We start from the raw sequence: 15,944 nt of genomic DNA, 5'->3' as shown, positions 1-15,944 counted from the left end.
CTGGCGCAGGGTCCGGTGGCCGGGTTGCTGCAATTGCAGGACAAGTAGGCATCAGCGGTATCCCCAGCGTCGCGGCTGAAGCCGCGCCTGCGCGGGCAGGCCGATGTCTTCAGCAGCAGCCAGAACCAACCGGCCCGCCAGATGGCGGGCCGGTTGCGTGGGCTTAGAGGCTGATGTCCTCGGCGCCGGGTGTTGCTGCCGGATATTCGGCTTCCGGCTGGGCCGGCTTGAGCGGGTCGGGCTTGGTGCCGGCCAGCGCCTTCAGTGCGGCGGTGATGCCTGAGCCATATGCCGGGTCGGCCTTGGTGCAGTTGTCGATGTGGCGTTGCTTGATGAAGTCCGGTGCATCGCCCAGCGCTCGTGCGGTGTTGTTGAACAGACGCTGCTTCTGCGCCTCGTTGTAGCTGCGGAACAGCGCGCCGGGCTGGCTGAAGTAGTCGCTGTCATCCTCGCGGAAGTTCCAGAAGTCCGCATCGCCACGGATCTTCAACGGCGGCTCGCGGTACTGCGGCTGTTCCTGCCACTGGCCGTAGCTGTTGGGCTCGTAATGCGGCAGGCCACCGTAGTTGCCGTCCACGCGCATGGTTCCGTCGCGGTGGTTGCTGTTGACCGGGCAACGTGCGGCGTTCACCGGGATCTGGTGGTGGTTCACGCCCAGGCGGTAGCGCTGCGCATCGGTGTAGGCGAACAGACGCGCCTGCAGCATCTTGTCCGGCGAGGGGCCGATGCCCGGCACCAGGTTGCTCGGTGCGAAGGCCGACTGCTCCACGTCCTGGTACCAGTTTTCCGGGTTGCGGTTGAGCACGAACTCGCCCACTTCGATCAGGGGGTAGTCGCTCTTGGGCCACACCTTGGTCAGGTCGAACGGATGGATGCGGTAGGTTTCCGCTTCCAGCTCCGGCATGATCTGCACGAACAGCTTCCACTTCGGGAAGTCGCCGCGTTCGATGGCCTGGAACAGGTCGCGACCGTGGCTTTCGCGGTCCTTGCCGACCAGCACTTCGGCCTGCGCGTCGGTCAGTGCCTCGATGCCCTGCTGGCTGTGGAAGTGGAACTTCACCCAGTAGCGTTCACCGTCGTTGTTGGTGAAGCTGTAGGTGTGCGAACCAAAACCGTGCATGTGGCGGAAGCTGCGCGGGATGCCGCGGTCGCTCATCACCACGGTCACCTGCATCAGCGCCTCGGGCAGCAGCGTCCAGAAATCCCAGTTGTTGCGGGCGCTACGCAGGTTGGTGTGCGGGTCGCGCTTGACCGCCTTGTTGAGGTCGCCGAACTTGCGCGGGTCACGCAGGAAGAACACCGGCGTGTTGTTGCCCACCAGGTCCCAGTTGCCTTCTTCGGTGTAGAACTTCAGCGCGAAGCCACGGATGTCGCGTTCGGCATCGGCCGCGCCGCGCTCGCCGGCCACGGTGGTGAAGCGGGCGAACATCTCGGTCTGCTTGCCCACGGCCGAGAAGATCTTGGCGCGGGTGTACTTGCTGATGTCGTGGGTAACGGTGAAGGTGCCGAACGCGCCCGAACCCTTCGCATGCATGCGCCGCTCGGGAATGATCTCGCGGTTGAGGTTGGCCAGCTTCTCCAGCAGCCACACGTCTTCCATCAGCAGCGGGCCACGCGGGCCGGCGGTCTTGCTGTTCTGGTTGTCCACCACCGGCGCACCGAAGGCGGTGGTCATCGGCGTCACCGGCGCGTCGCCCTGCTTCTGCTTGGGCGTGGTGCTGGTGTCGCGTTGCGATTGTGCCGCCTGTTCGGGGCTGGGGGCGCTGTGATACGGACAGGTCGGTTTGGTGTCGTTGCTGCTCATCGCTGGCTCCTGCTGGCTGAGGGAACATCTTCACCCGACTGTAGCTACGGCCAGGTGAAATGAATAATCGAATGATTCGCTCGGACTGATAGCGTTCACCTATCGGTGCGACCGATTGAATCTGCCAGCTCTGTTGCCGTGGACACGCCACCGCATGGTTGCCGCGCAGCAAGCCGGGAGGTACCAGCGATATGCTGTGCCCCCTCTTTGCGGACACCTGCATGACCCAGCGCGCCACCCGTCTGCTGCATCTGCTCGATGAATTGAGGCGGCGCCGTAAACCGGTGCGCGGCGCGTTGCTGGCCGAACGACTGGGCGTAAGCCTGCGCACGCTGTACCGCGACATCGATGCCCTCCGCGGGCAGGGCGCGGACATCATTGGTGACCCGGGAGTCGGTTACCAGCTGCGTGCCGGCTTCCTGTTGCCGCAGATGATGTTTTCGGCCGAAGAGCTTGAAGCTGTCGTGCTGGGAACGCGTTGGGTCGCCTCGCACGCCGATCCGGAACTGGCCGCCGCTGCCGGCGCCGCACTGGACCGGATGATCGGGGTGCTGCCGGAAACGCTGCGTTTGCAGGTGGAGACCAGCGGCCTGTTCGCCCCGCAATGGCGACCGGTTGAACCCGAACCGTGGTTGCCGGCATTGCGCCGCGCCATCCGTGCCGGCAATGCGGTGCGCATTCAGTACCGCGATGGCGAAGGACGAACCAGCGAGCGGGTGATCTGGCCGTTCGCGATGGCCTTTCTGGCGGACATGCGGCTGCTTGCGGCATGGTGCGAAATGCGCGGCGACTTCCGCCATTTCCGGGCTGACCGGATGGTGGCGCTGGTGGATACCGGCCAGCGCTATCCTGAGCAGCGGCATACCCTGCTCAAGCGCTGGAACGATGCGCGTCGTCGGCGCAGGGGTGCCTGACTGCTGACATTGGCTGTCAGCAGGCCCCACGCACACTGCGGACTCCCAACCAGACAGGTACCGGCCATGACCGCCACGCTGACGTTCTATACCCATCCCAATTCACGCGGCCGCCTGGCACGTTGGATGCTGGAGGAAACCGGGTTGCCGTATGAAGAAGTGCTGCTGGAGTTCGGCACCAGCATGAAGTCCGCCGACTACCGCGCCATCAACCCGATGGGCAAGGTGCCGGCGTTGCGCCACGGCGAGGCGGTGGTCACCGAGAACGCCGCCATCTGTGCCTACCTGGCCGAGCTGGTACCCGAGAAGCAGCTGGCCCCGCCGCCGGGTTCTGTCGAGCGCGCGGCGTACTACCGTTGGTTGTTCTTCATGTCCGGCCCGTTCGAGGCCTGGCTGACCGCCAAGAGCATCGGCACGCTGGCGCCGGCAATGGGCGCCGGCTACGGCGCTGACGGAGATGTGCTCGACACGCTGGAACAGGCCGTGACCGGCCGCGCGCATCTGGCTGGCGATCACTTCACCGCAGTGGACCTGTATGTGGCCGCGTCGTTGTCGTATTTCATGATGATCGGCGTGGTGGAAAAGCGGCCCGCGTTTGAAGTCTTCGCTGCGCGCCATGTCAGCCGCCCGGCATCGGTGGCGGCCAATAATCGCGACAACGCGTTGGCCGCAGCGGCTGGTTGAAGCAAAAGCAGAGGCGCCCTTCTCCACGCGGGAAGGGCGCACTGCATGCAGAAAGAACGCGTCGTAGGAAGGGCTTCAGCCGCGAAGCTGGTGTTCCTGCCGGTTGCGGAATGGCGCGCAATTGCAGTGTGTGCAATGACAGGCGCCGCGATGACGGATGTATCGATAGCTTCGCGGCTGAAGCCGCTCCTACAGCAGCGGAGCAGGCTCCGGTGCAGGAATCTGTAGGAGCGGCGTGAGCCGCGAAGCTGGTTGTCCTGCCGGTCGCGGAGTGGCGTGCAATTGCAGTGCGTGCAATGACAGGCGCTGCGATGATGGATGTATCGTTAGTTTCGCGGCTTACGCCGCTCCTACAACAGCGGAGCGGATCGCGGTGCAGGAATCTGTAGGAGCGGCGTAAGCCGCGAAGCTGGTTGTCCTGCCGGTCGCGGAGTGGCGTGCAATTGCAGTGCGTGCAATGACAAGCGTTGCGATGACGGATGCATTGATAGCTTCGCGGCTTACGCCGCTCCTGCAACAGCGGTGCGGATCGCGGTGTGGGAACAACGCGGGCGGGCGTGCCGGCGCCCGTGCTTGGTCTCCGTCGCTGCGGTTACAGCAGCGACTTCACCCGGTACAGCGCTTCCAGTGCCTGCTTGGGTGTCAGCTCGTCAGGATCGATCGCCTGCAATGCGTCCAGCGCCGCCGAGGTCGGTGCGGCGAACAGGCCAAACTGCTGCGGTGCGTCCAGCGCCTGGGGTGCCATCGCCGCAGCCTGCGTCTCGCCGCCACGCTGCTCCAGTTCGGCCAGACGGCGCCGTGCCTGCGCCACGGTCGCACGCGGCAGGCCGGCCAACGCCGCTACCTGCAGGCCGAAGCTGCGGTTGGCCGGGCCGTCCTTCACCGCATGCATGAACACCAGCCGCTCGCCACCGTTCTTGTCGGTGTGTTCCACCGCATCCAGGTGCACGTTGGCGATGCCACTGGCGCCGCCCTCGTGGCTCTCGTCGGCCAGTGCGGTCAGCTCGAAATAGTGCGTGGCGAACAGCGTGTAGCAGCGGTTCTGGTAGGCCAGGTGGCGGGCCACCGCATCGGCCAGCGCAAGGCCGTCGTAGGTGGAGGTGCCACGGCCGATCTCGTCCATCAGCACCAGCGAGTGCGCGGTGGCGTGGTGCAGGATGTAGCTGGTTTCGGCCATTTCCACCATGAAGGTGGACTGGCCCTTGGCCAGGTCGTCGCCGGCACCGATGCGGGTCAGGATGCGGTCGATCGGGCCGATCACCGCGCGCCTGGCCGGCACGAAGCTGCCGATATGCGCCAGCAGCACGATCAGCGCGTTCTGACGCATGTAGGTCGACTTACCGCCCATGTTCGGGCCGGTGATGACCAGCATGCGGCGGTCCGGATGCAGGTCGATGTCGTTCGGCTCGAACGGTGCATCGCGCACGGCTTCCACCACGGGGTGGCGGCCACGTTCGATCCGCAGGCAGGGCTCGTCCTGCAATTCGGGCTGTGCCCAGTCCAGCGCCTGTGCGCGTTCGGCGAAGGCGGCCAGCACGTCCAGTTCGCTGAGTGCGGCGGCGCAGCGCTTGAGCGGCTCCAGGTGCTCGGCCACGATGTCGAGCAGGCCTTCGTACAGCAGCTTCTCGCGGCTGAGCGAACGCTCGCGTGCGGACAGCACCTTGTCCTCGAAGCTCTTCAGCTCCTCGGTGATGTAGCGCTCGGCATTGGTCAGGGTCTGGCGGCGCGTGTAATGCACCGGTGCCTTTTCTGCCTGTCCCTTGCTGATTTCGATGTAGTAGCCGTGCACGCGGTTGTAGCCGACCTTCAGCGTCGCAATGCCGCTGGCCTGGCGCTCGCGGGCTTCCAGATCGATCAGGAACTGGTCGGCATGCGTGGACAGCCGGCGCAGTTCGTCCAGCTCTGCGTCATAGCCTTCGGCGATCACGCCACCGTCGGACAACTTCAGCGGCGGTTGCTCGGCAATCGCGCTGGCCAGCAGATGGGCGCTTTCATCATGCGAACCCAGTTCGGCGCGCAGCTGTTGTAGGCGCGGCGAATCCAGACCATCCAGGTGTTCGTTGATGGCCGGCAGCAGGCCCAGGCCGTCGCGCAGCGTCGAGAAGTCACGCGGGCGCGCCGAGCGCAGCGCCATGCGGGTGAGGATGCGTTCGATGTCGCCCAGGGCGCGGAAGCTCTCCCGCAGATCGGCATCGGTGCCACGGTCGATCAGGGTGGCCACCGCATGATGCCGTTGCTGCAGCACGTTGCGCAGGCGCAGCGGACGGTGCAGCCAGCGGCGCAGCAGGCGTCCGCCCATCGGCGAGACGGTGCTGTCCAGCACGCCAAGCAGGGTGTTGCGGGTATCGCCGTCAACCCGCGTGTCCAGTTCCAGATGACGGCGGGTGGCGGCGTTCATCGCGATCGCCTCGCCGGCGTTTTCCATCGAGATGGACGTCAGGTGCGGCAGGCGCTGCTTCTGGGTTTCCTCGACGTAGCCGAGCAGGGCGCCAGCCGCGGCGGTGGCGCGCGGCTTGTCGTCGATGCCGAAGCCGGTGAGGTCATGCAGCTTGAAGAAGCTCAGCAACTGGCGACGGCCGCTGTCGGCGTCGAACAGCCACGGCGCACGCCGGCGCACGCCGCTGCGCTGGCGCAGGAACTCGGGCCAGTCTTCTTCGTCGGGCACCAGCAGCTCGGCCGGTTCCAGCCGGGCCAGTTCGGCTTCCAGTGCGTCGTCGGTGTCCACTTCGTTGACCAGGAAGCGGCCACCGGCCAGATCGGCCCAGGCCAGGCCGTAGCCGGCCTTGTTGCGCGACAGCGCCATCAGCAGGGTGTCGCGGCGCTCGTCCAGCAGGGCTTCGTCGGTGACGGTGCCGGGGGTGACGATGCGCACGACCTTGCGTTCGACCAGGCCCTTGGCCAGTGCCGGGTCGCCGATCTGCTCGCAGATGGCCACCGATTCGCCCAGCGCCACCAGCCGCGCCAGATAGCCTTCGTAGGCATGCACCGGCACACCGGCCATCGGGATCGGCGCGCCGCCGGAACTGCCGCGCTGGGTCAGGGTGATGTCCAGCAGGCGCGCGGCCTTGCGCGCATCGTCGTAGAACAGCTCGTAGAAATCGCCCATCCGGAAGAACAGCAGCAGGTCCGGATAGTCGGCCTTGGCTGCGAAGAACTGCTTCATCAACGGGGTGTGTTCGGGCTTTTTCTCGGTCACGCGGGATCCACTTCGATTGCCGGGCAGGGGCTGCCGTAAGGGCGCCATTGTAGGGGCTGGCCCGCCGGCACACGAAGGGTAGGGAAGCCGGGGCGCTAGCGGCCGCCCCCGGCCTCCAGCATCCGCTTGCGGAAGAACGGGTACAGCGCGGCGCTGAACAGCATGGCCACGGTGGCGTAGGCCAGCAGTTGCGGGTCGGCGCCGAGCAGGGCGTACAGGCAGTAGGCGACCGCCGCGGCGGCGGTCAGCAGGCAGCCGGCACGCAGCCAGCCCTGTTCATTGCGCTCCAGCGTGGTCGCAGCCAACGCGCCGGCCGAGAACAGGTACGGGATGATGGTCAGCAGCACCGCGATGTTGGTCAGCTGGTCGAACTGGCGGGCCAGCGTTGGCGAGGAGGTTACCAGCAGCAGCGCGCTCATCAGCACCGCCACGATCATCAGCCCGGTGCCGGGCATGCCGTGCCGGTTGAGCTTGCAGAACACGCGCGGGAACAGCCCATCCTCGGCGGCGGCCTTGGCCGATTGGCCGACCAGCAGCATCCAGCCGCCCAGCGCGCCGAATGACTTGAACACCGCGCACAACGCGATCACCGCCACGCCCCACGGGCCGACCATCAGGCGGGCGGCGTCGGCAAACGGTGCGGAGGAATCGCGCAGCGCTTCCATTGGCAGCATGCCCATGATCACAAGCGAGCAGCTGATGTAGATCACCGCCGACAACGCCAGGCCGAACAGGGTGGCCAGCGGGATGTTGCGTTTGGGGTTGTCGATGACGTCGGCCGACACTGCCGCGCTTTCAACGCCCATGAACGCCCATAGCGCGATCGATGCGCTGCGCGAAATGGCCGCGCTGTCTTCCATGCCGCTGACGTTCCAGCCGGCCTTGAACAGCTCCGGGTCGAACCACCACCAACCGGCGATGGCGATGCTCAGGATCGGGATCAAGGCGAGCAGCAAGGTGCCGGTTTCCAGTGCGCCGATCCAGCGCGCACCACGCGCATTGGCCAGGCTCAGCAGCCAGATCACCGCCAGGGTGAAACCAAGGCGCGGGTAGATGTCCTGCAGCCACGGCCACAACTGGCTCAGGTAGCCGGTGACCACGAGCGCGATGGCGACATTGCCGATCCAGTTGCCGAACCAGTAGGCATAGTTGCTGACGAAGCCGATGTAGTTGCCGAACGTATCGCGCGCATAGGCATATGGCCCGCCCGGCTGCGGGTTGAGTTGGGACAGCCGTGCGAACACCAGCCCCAGCGCGATGGCGCCGGCGGTGGCGATCAGCCAGCCAAAGGAGGAGATGCTGCCAACGGTGGCCAGGTTGGCCGGCAGCAGGAACACGCCGGTGCCGATCATGTTGCCGGCGACCAGCATGGTGGCCATCATCAGGCCCATTTTCTGTGGGGCAGGTGCGCTCATGTCCAGGCAGGGTCGGAGGTGAAATCGATGGTCAGCCAGAAGCGGCCTGAGCGTGCATCCAGGCGGGTGGCGATCTCATCGCGCAGCCGGTCGACGTCACCGATGGTGCCCAGTTGGGCGTCGGGGCGGGTCAGGATATGGATCTCGATGAACTGCATGCGGCCAATCTTGGCTACATGGCTGGTGAAGCCTTCGAACCGATGCTCGGCAATGAACTCGCTCATCACTTCCTGTACGCGCCGGTCCAGTTCATCCGGTGCGACCTGCAGCACTTCGCGTGCGGCCTTCCATGCAGCACGCAGTGGGACCGGCAGGGCCACCAGACTGATGCCGGCCAGTACCAGCGGGTCCATATAGGGAATCCAGCCTTCGTGCGCACCGCCGCGCAACGCGAAGGCGATCACGAACGACAGCACCACGGCCAGGCTCATCAGGCCGGTCAGCAGCCAGGCGCGTGCGTCCAGTGCGAGCAGTCCGGATTCCAGACGGCGGGCATGGCGTCCAATCCATACCGCCATGGCCAGATCCACCACCGCCAGCAGCGCCGCCCATGCCAGGCCGGGACCCAGCCGGGTTTCATGTCCGCCGCTGCTGAAGCCGATGACCGCGTTGGCCAGGGCGTAGATGCAGGCAAGACTGAGAATGGCACCGCCGAGCGCTTCGACCATCGGTTCCAGGTGCCAGAAGCCGTACTGGAAACGCGGGCTCTGTTCGGTGCTCATCAGGCGCAGCACCGCCAGCGCAACCAGGGTCAGGGCCACGTCCACCAGGCTGTAGATGCCGTCGAAAAGGATGGCCTGCGAGCGCGCCAGCATGCCACCAATGAAACCGATCGCCGCAACCAGAACGGTTGCGGCGATCGACAATTGCAGCACGCGTTGTTCCTGGCGGGTACTGGTCATTGGTTGTGCGGGGAAGCCTTATGCAAAGCCCCTCTCCCGTGCATGGGAGAGGGGTTGGGGTGAGGGGAGCTTCTGATTCTGCTTCTGCAGTTGGTCATGCGGTCTGGTTCAAGTCAAAAGCGTTAAAGCCCCTCATCCGCCCCTTCGGGGCACCTTCTCCCGTTTTACGGGAGAAGGGAGTAGCCAGCATGTGCTGCTTCGGTGCTTACAGCTTCAACACCTCCACCTTGTAGGTCGGCTTGTCTCCGCTGTTGTCGATGATCAGGCCGTGCACGTCCGATTCGAAGCCGGGGAAGCGTGCGTTCTGTTCACGGGCGATGCGCAGCGACTGGATGATGGGTTCATCCTGTGCGCCGAAGCGTTCGCCCGGCATGATCGTCGGGATGCCCGGCGGGTAGGGCACCAGCATCGTGCCGGCCACGCGGCCGCTGATCTGGTCGATGTCCACGCGTTCGATCTGACCCTGCACCAGATGGTTGTAGGCCTCGGCCGGGGTCATCACCGGTTCGGGCAGGTCCACGTACATCTCGCGCATCACCTCGGCCACGCGGAACTCGTTGTTGAAGGCGTGCAGCGCCTCGCACAGGTCACGCAGGCCCCAGTCGGCGTAGGCCGTGGGGTGGTCTTCCACCAGGCTGGGCAGTGCGTGGCTGAGCGGGGCATTGCTGTCGTACAGGTCCTTGAACGCCATCAGCTCGGTGACCAGCGTGCTCCACTTGCCCTTGGTGATGCCCATCGAGAACAGGAACAGCACCGAGTACAGGTTGGTCTTCTCCACGGTGATGCCGCGCGTCCACAGGAACTTGCTCAACACGGCAGCGGGGATGCCAAGCTTGCCCATCTCGCCATCCATCGACAGGCCGGGCGTGAGCAGCGTCACCTTGATCGGATCGATCAGCACGTACTCGTCTGCAAGGTTGTCGAAACCATGCCAGCGTGCATCCGGGCGCAGGTACCAGTCCGGGCGCGAGGCGACCATCGGCTTGGCGTCGGTGCCGCCGTTGGCGAGCGTGCGTTCCACACCATCGGGCTGCCAGACCTTGAACCACCATTCGTCGCGGCCCAGGTCTTCGCTGACGTGCAGCATGGCGCGGCGGAAGGCAACCGCCTCGTCCTGCATTTCCTGCACCAGCGACTTGCCCGCGTCGCCTTCCATCATCTTCGAGGCCACGTCGCAGGCGGCGATGATGCCGTAGTGCGGGCTGGTGGAGGTGTGCATCATGAACGATTCGTTGAACCGCTCCGCATCCAGCTCGCGCGTGGAGGCGTTGCGCACGTGGATCATCGATGCCTGCGAGAACGCGGCCAGCAACTTGTGCGTGGAGTGGGTGGTGAAGATGATCGCATCCTGTTCGCGCGGCTTGCCCTTGGCCATGCCGTAGTGGTTCTCATAGAACGGATGGAAGGCGGCGTAGGCGTACCACGCCTCGTCGAAGTGCAGGAAGTCCACCGCGGTGCCGAGGTTGTCGGCAATCTTCTCGGCGTTGTAGCACAGGCCGTCATAGGTGGAATTGGTGACCACCGCGATGCGCGGCTTGACGCCCGGCTTGGCAACCTTGCTGGCCAACGGGTTGGCCTGGATCATCTTCTGCATCGCCTGTTCGGAGAACTGGTCCAGGCTGATCGGGCCGATGATGCCGTGGGCATTGCGGCTGGGAGTGAAGTACACCGGTACGCCGCCGGTCATGATCAGTGCGTGCAGCAGCGACTTGTGGCAATTGCGGTCCACGAACACGATGTCCCCGCGCGCCACGGTGCCGTGCCAGACGATCTTGTTGGCGGTCGAGGTGCCATTGGTGACGAAGAACGTGTGGTCCGCACCGAAATTGCGCGCCGCCTCGGCCTCGGCATCACGGATCGGGCCGGTGTGGTCAAGCAGCGAGCCCAGTTCGGGGACCGAGATCGACAGATCGCTGCGCAGCGTGTTCTCGCCATAGAACTGGTGCAGCGCACGGCCAACCGGCGATTTGGTGAACGCCACGCCGCCGGCATGGCCCGGCGTATGCCAGGAGTAGTTCGACTCGGCCGCATGGTGGATCAGCGCCTTGAAGAACGGTGGCAGCAGCTTGGCCATGTAGTCTTCGGCCGCACGCATCACCTGACGGGCGATGAAACTCTTGGTGTCCTCGAACAGGAAGATGTAGCCGTGCACGTACCGGAGCAGTTTCGCCGGTACCTTTTCGATGGTGCGGCGGTCGCCGTACAGGAATACCGGAAGGTCCGCACGACGCTGGCTCTGTTCACGCAGGAAGGCGAGCAGCTGCTGGAACTGGCCGTCGCTCTCCTCGGTGCCGTCGATGGAGATCAGCACCGCCGAGGCGGCGACATAGGTGCGCGCACCGGCGCGGGCATCGTCCAGGGTCAGGCCGCACAGCACGCGCTGGTCGTTCTTGCGCAACTCATCGGCCAGGGCGCGGATCAGGATGCCATTGATGCGCGGTGAATCGTAGTCGGCGTCGATGATGACCAGCGGGTAATCAAGCGATTTGAAATACATGGTTGTGTTCCTTTTCTACCGAGCGGGGGTTCAGTTCGTGGCGGCACGCGACGTGCCGGCCGGAGTGATCTTGGCAAGGCGCTGCTTGCGGCGTTCGTCACTAAAGAACGGATAGAAGACAGTGATGAACAGTACGAACAGGAAGGCGTACTGGACGATGCTGCCGGACGAACCAAAGATGGCCCACAGGCAGTAAACGACGGTGATGCTGGTCAGGAACCAGAAAGCACCGGTATGCACCAGCGTGTGCGAGCGTTCCACCACGAAGTAGCAGGCCACGCACGAATAGATGTAAGGCAGAAGGGTCAGCACGACCGCTGCCGAGGTGATGACGTCGAACTGTGCCGAGGCGGTTTCCGAGGTGGACGTGATCAACACCGCCAGGGTCATCAGCACCGCGACGATCAGTACGCCCTTCACCGGCACTTCGTTGTCATTGATCTTGCTGAAGATGCTCGGGAACAGGCCGTCATCGGAAGCTGCCTTGGCGCTCTGTGCGGTCAGCAGGATCCAGCCGCCCAGCGAGCCGGCCGCACCGATGAAGGCACACAGGCTGACCAGCGCGCCGCCCCAGCCACCGACCGCGTTGGCAGCTGCCAGTGCGAACGGCGCATCGGAGACCTGCAGGTCCGCGTTGGGCACCATGCCCATGATCACCGACGAACTGGCGATGTAGGCAACCGCCGCCAGGAATACGCCGGCCAGCGTGGCGCGTGCCACGTTCTTCTCCGGGTTCTCCACCACGCCGGCGGTCACCGATGCCGATTCCACGCCGATGAAGGCCCACAGCGTCAATGCTGCGGCACTGGATACTGCACCGAAGTTGGATTCGCCCGACACGTTGTACGCGCCCTTGAAGATGGCCGGGTCAAAGAAGAACCAGCCGAAGATGGCGATGCCCAGGATCGGGATCAGCGCGAAGCTGGTGGTCACCGTCTGCACCCGGCTGACGAACGACGGGCCGATCACGTTGGCGAAGCTCAATGCCCACACCAGCGCCAGCACCGCGATGCAGCGTGGCAACGGGTCGGACAGGATCGGGAAGAAGTAGCTGAAGTAGCCAACTGCCGCGATCGGAATGGCGACATTGCCGATCCAGTTGGCAAACCAGTAAATGGTGTTGGTCTGGAAGCCCATGTACGGGCCGAACCAGTCACGTGCATAGGCGTAGGGGCCACCGGCCTGGGGCGCGAGCTTGCCGAGCTTGGCGAATACGAATGCCAGCAGCAGCGCGCCGGCGGTGGTGATCAGCCAGCCCCAGATCGAAGCGGTACCGATCTTTGCCAGACTGGACGGTAGCAGGAACACGCCTGATCCCATCATGTTGCCGGCCACCAGGAAGGTGGCTCCGACTACACCGATTTTTTTTTGACCTGCCATGGAAGTCTCCTGTCACCGGCAGCGCCGGTGCATCGTCGAGGGAAAAACACGTTGCCTGTGCCTCTGCCGTTGCGTGTCGTGCTGCAACGGCGGGGCATTGGGTTACTTGATGAAGCTGTACTGGAGGCTGCCCTGCAGCCGCAACGCATCCGCGCTGCGGCCATCCTGGAGTTCCTGTTGGCCGTAGAGCACTTCCATGCCCATCGTCCATGAGGGCGCGGGGCTCCAGATAAGGTTCAATGCGCCATAGCGGCTGCGTCGGAACGCATCGCTGGCCAGTGCATTGGCATCGTCCACATGCAACTCGCCGTAGATCAGGTTGGAGCGCCACATCTCCGACCAGTAGTGGGTGTAGCCGAAGAATCCGCCGTACAGGGGCAAGGCCTTGAGTTCGCCGTTGACGTCGATGGCCGCATCCAGCCCGGAACCGGTGAGATCGGCGGTGTAACGGCCGATGCCCTTGCCGCCAACCAGCCCGAACAACAACAGGTCGCGTTCGGCCACCGCGTACGAACCACTGAACTGCGCGCCGCCGCCAAAAGTGCGGTCGCTGCGACCGTCACCGTCATAGCCCAGGCTGCGTGCCACTGCGCCCAGTTGCAGATGGCCCCAGCTGCGCTCCATGCGCGCCACCAGGCTGATATCGGGTAGGTGCTCGGTGCTGATGTCCGAATCGCCGGTGTTGGCCAGTTGCGAATCCGGGTCTTCGGCAGCGATGGTCAGGCTGTTGCCCTTGCCCAGTGCGAAGCTGTGATGGATACCGGCCACCAACAGGTAACCGGCAGCGCCGGGGCCGGCGAAATCCAGCGTGTCTGGCAGCGAGTCGGCATCCATGAAGGTGGAGTAGCCGTAGCCGGCGTAGGTGTTGCCCAGTTGGCCGTAGGCGTGGCGCAGGCGGTACTGATAGCTGTCGCTGCTGCCGAAGAAGTCGTTCTCCATGTAGAAGCGCAGGTTGCCGTGGGTCGTTGGCCGCCGTGCTTCAAAGCTGAAGCGGGTCTGCTTGGCGTGCATGGCGAACTCGGAGACATCCCGATGCGGACTGCCGACCGGGATGCTGGAGGTCACGAACTGTTCCTTGTCACCTGCGGCACGGTTGTCGGCGATCGCATCGAGCTTGGCGTAGCCGCCAAGGCGGATCATGGTTTCGGTGCCGGGGATGGCGAAGAAGCCTTTCAGTTCCGGATCGGTGGGCGAGGGCGCGTTGTCCGGTCGTGATGCAGCGATGGAAGGATCAGCCACCGAATCGCGGGGAGGGAGAACCGATTGGGTGGTCGAGGACGCCGGTGATGACTGCGGTTGCGTGGTGGCCTGCGTCGCGACATGTGCTGGGGCCGGCTGCGCCGACGCTGCCGGTGCAGCTGCCTGTGTAGCTGATGGCGGAGTGCGGCCCTGTTCGCGTTCCAGTGCGTTGAGTCGTTCGGTCAATGCCTGCAGATGGTTCTGCGCCTGGGTGATTTCCTGGCGCAGCGTGGCCACCGAGTCCTGCGCGCGGGCCCATCCAGGTGCCAGTGCCAGGGATAACGCGATAGCGAGGGTTTGTGGTTTCATCGCCCGTTCCATGAATAAAACGCACCACACGCAGCCGGCGCGTGTCCGGACACGATGTCTGCATCTGCATTTCAGGCATCGCCACGTGGTTCCTGAGGCGCGGCGATGCGACCGGGTAACGTTGTCCGAAAAGTGATGATGGAAGCGTGAATCGCCCCATGAAAATCACGAAAACCGCGCGCGCGGCCGTTATCGGCACAGAGGTAGTGCTGCCGCCGCTGTGATTGATGTTCGCCAGTGTGAGGAAGGGTGATAAGTGGCGGCAGTCCCCCGGGTGCCGGTCCGGGGTGCTGTCGCAAATTGCGACGCTTGCGGCAGCGGATTCAGTCCGCTGCGTCGATGACACCTGCGGCCAGCGGAACCCGGGAGCCGTCGAGCAGGCCACGGCTGAGCTGGCCGTCTTCGATGAACAGCAGCTCCCCGCTCTGGCCTTCTTTGATGCTGCTGTCGATGGCGATCACGCGCCCGTCGTGGAAGCTGCTGACATGCGGCATCGAGGTGTGGCCGACCACGATCCGGCGCAGGCCGAGCTGGTCGAGCAGTGCCTGCACGGCAGGGGTGTCCAACCGGCCATCGAAATAGCCGCGGTACCAGATCGGGCTGGTCTTGCCGTCGTACAGCGGTGCGGTTGCCGGGTCGGCCTTGACCTCTGCCTTGGGGCGGCCCAGTGATGCCTGGTACGCCGCATTGGTGGCCGCCGGCGCCAGTGCCAGCGGAACGGCTTCGGGCGAGATGCCGCCGTGCAGGAACAGGGTGTCGCCGATGCGCAGCAGGACCGGCCGGGTACGCAGCCATTGGCCGATCACCGAATCGGCACCGTACAGGTCGGGGTAGCTGCGGCCCAACAGCTGGGCACTGCGCAGGTACTTGGGATTGACGTAACGCAGGTCGTCGTAAAGCACCATCGTTTCGTGGTTGCCAAGGACGAAATGCACCGCGCCGCCAGCGTCGGCGGCCTGCTGCTGCAGGCTGTAAAGAAGCCAGAAGGCTTCGGTCACCTGCGGGCCACGGTCGAACACATCGCCGGCGATCACCAGCGTGTCGCGGCCCAGCGACCAGCGGTCCTGCGCATCAATCACATGGTGTGCGCGCAGCAGGCGGACCAGCAGGCCGTATTGGCCATGAATGTCGGAGACCGCCACGATGCGTGGCACCGCGGGCAGTACGGCAGCCGCCGAAGCGGCCGGTGCGGTCAGGCGCAGGGGATGAGGGTAGCCGCACTGCGGTGGCAGCCGCTCGCCGCTGGTGCGTTGCCGCAGCGTGCGCGAGACCACGTGGTCATCGCAGATCCAGTGCGCCTGCAGCCGCTTGCCGCTGCGGAACACGTAGGGCCCATCGGCATCGACGTGTTCGGCAGGCAGCACCGGTTCGGCGGCCGCCGCGATCATCGGGAACAGGCACAGGAGCAGGATGGCGGTACGGAGCAGGGACATCGGCAGGGAGCGGGTGACGGATGCGGAGGACATCGCGCCCGAGCTTATGCCGTCGTCATGTCGTACGGCATGTGCCGATGGTCGGCCTCAGCCACCGCAACCTGGCGCTGGGCCGGGGGGGGGGAACCGCCGCATCGCCAAGGCCGCACGGATGCGGTCCTTGGCGGTGGC

At 65.0% G+C, this 15,944-nt stretch carries 10 protein-coding genes; 2 read left to right on the top strand and 8 right to left on the bottom strand.

From position 1 onward, the window contains the following. Nucleotides 1-163 precede the first annotated feature (163 nt). Nucleotides 164-1,675 carry a catalase gene (locus LR961_RS12615; RefSeq protein WP_232151144.1) on the bottom strand — a complete coding sequence of 504 codons (1,512 nt, stop codon included), beginning with the start codon at nt 1,673-1,675 and terminating at the stop codon, nt 164-166. A 350-nt stretch (nt 1,676-2,025) separates the two neighbouring features. Between LR961_RS12615 and LR961_RS12610 the strand changes: the two genes are divergently transcribed. Together LR961_RS12610 and LR961_RS12605 are read left to right on the top strand one after the other, a co-directional pair. Beyond that, nucleotides 2,026-2,718, top strand: a complete 693-nt coding sequence (locus LR961_RS12610) for a YafY family protein (RefSeq protein ID WP_232149700.1) — start codon at nt 2,026-2,028, stop codon at nt 2,716-2,718. Between the two features lie 66 nt (nt 2,719-2,784). After that, nucleotides 2,785-3,402, top strand: a complete 618-nt coding sequence (locus LR961_RS12605) for a glutathione S-transferase family protein (protein WP_232149699.1) — start codon at nt 2,785-2,787, stop codon at nt 3,400-3,402. Nucleotides 3,403-3,994: 592 nt separating this feature from the next. Here the strand turns inward: LR961_RS12605 and mutS are convergent. The 7 genes from mutS to LR961_RS12570 all read right to left on the bottom strand — a co-directional run bounded on the left by mutS (nt 3,995) and on the right by LR961_RS12570 (nt 15,773). Beyond that, the gene (mutS, locus tag LR961_RS12600) at nt 3,995-6,565 is read right to left on the bottom strand and encodes a DNA mismatch repair protein MutS (protein ID WP_232151143.1); all 2,571 of its coding nucleotides are present in this window, start codon (nt 6,563-6,565) and stop codon (nt 3,995-3,997) included. 128 nt (nt 6,566-6,693) lie between these two features. Then, entirely contained in the window at nt 6,694-8,013 is a 1,320-nt protein-coding gene (locus LR961_RS12595; protein ID WP_232149698.1) for an amino acid permease, read from the bottom strand. After that, nucleotides 8,010-8,915 carry a cation diffusion facilitator family transporter gene (locus tag LR961_RS12590; protein WP_232149697.1) on the bottom strand — a complete coding sequence of 302 codons (906 nt, stop codon included), beginning with the start codon at nt 8,913-8,915 and terminating at the stop codon, nt 8,010-8,012. Before LR961_RS12590 ends, LR961_RS12595 begins: the two co-directional genes overlap by 4 nt. A 205-nt stretch (nt 8,916-9,120) precedes the next feature. Then, a complete protein-coding gene (locus tag LR961_RS12585; protein WP_232149696.1) occupies nt 9,121-11,412 on the bottom strand; it encodes an Orn/Lys/Arg decarboxylase N-terminal domain-containing protein in 2,292 nt (763 codons plus the stop codon). Between the two features lie 30 nt (nt 11,413-11,442). Beyond that, entirely contained in the window at nt 11,443-12,792 is a 1,350-nt protein-coding gene (adiC, locus tag LR961_RS12580; RefSeq protein WP_232149694.1) for an arginine/agmatine antiporter, read from the bottom strand. A gap of 102 nt (nt 12,793-12,894) precedes the next feature. Then, on the bottom strand, nt 12,895-14,340 hold the full coding sequence (locus tag LR961_RS12575; protein WP_232149692.1) for a DcaP family trimeric outer membrane transporter: 1,446 nt from the start codon (nt 14,338-14,340) through the stop codon (nt 12,895-12,897). 323 nt (nt 14,341-14,663) lie between these two features. Beyond that, the gene (locus LR961_RS12570; protein WP_232151142.1) at nt 14,664-15,773 is read right to left on the bottom strand and encodes a metallophosphoesterase; all 1,110 of its coding nucleotides are present in this window, start codon (nt 15,771-15,773) and stop codon (nt 14,664-14,666) included. Nucleotides 15,774-15,944: the final 171 nt, after the last annotated feature.

This window comes from Stenotrophomonas sp. SY1 (assembly GCF_021202945.1).
Taxonomy (GTDB): domain Bacteria; phylum Pseudomonadota; class Gammaproteobacteria; order Xanthomonadales; family Xanthomonadaceae; genus Stenotrophomonas.
This window is presented reverse-complemented; position numbering and strand designations above follow the sequence as displayed.

What these genes read in the sequence shown, in the direction of transcription:
- LR961_RS12590 (WP_232149697.1), bottom strand. Translation starts at nt 8,915, where the DNA reads ATGACCAGTACCCGCCAGGAACAACGCGTGCTGCAATTGTCGATCGCC.
- adiC (WP_232149694.1), bottom strand. Translation starts at nt 12,792, where the DNA reads ATGGCAGGTCAAAAAAAAATCGGTGTAGTCGGAGCCACCTTCCTGGTG.
- LR961_RS12585 (WP_232149696.1), bottom strand. Translation starts at nt 11,412, where the DNA reads ATGTATTTCAAATCGCTTGATTACCCGCTGGTCATCATCGACGCCGAC.
- mutS (WP_232151143.1), bottom strand. Translation starts at nt 6,565, where the DNA reads ATGAAGCAGTTCTTCGCAGCCAAGGCCGACTATCCGGACCTGCTGCTG.
- LR961_RS12570 (WP_232151142.1), bottom strand. Translation starts at nt 15,773, where the DNA reads ATGTCCCTGCTCCGTACCGCCATCCTGCTCCTGTGCCTGTTCCCGATG.
- LR961_RS12610 (WP_232149700.1), top strand. Translation starts at nt 2,026, where the DNA reads ATGACCCAGCGCGCCACCCGTCTGCTGCATCTGCTCGATGAATTGAGG.
- LR961_RS12605 (WP_232149699.1), top strand. Translation starts at nt 2,785, where the DNA reads ATGACCGCCACGCTGACGTTCTATACCCATCCCAATTCACGCGGCCGC.
- LR961_RS12575 (WP_232149692.1), bottom strand. Translation starts at nt 14,340, where the DNA reads ATGAAACCACAAACCCTCGCTATCGCGTTATCCCTGGCACTGGCACCT.
- LR961_RS12595 (WP_232149698.1), bottom strand. Translation starts at nt 8,013, where the DNA reads ATGAGCGCACCTGCCCCACAGAAAATGGGCCTGATGATGGCCACCATG.
- LR961_RS12615 (WP_232151144.1), bottom strand. Translation starts at nt 1,675, where the DNA reads ATGACCACCGCCTTCGGTGCGCCGGTGGTGGACAACCAGAACAGCAAG.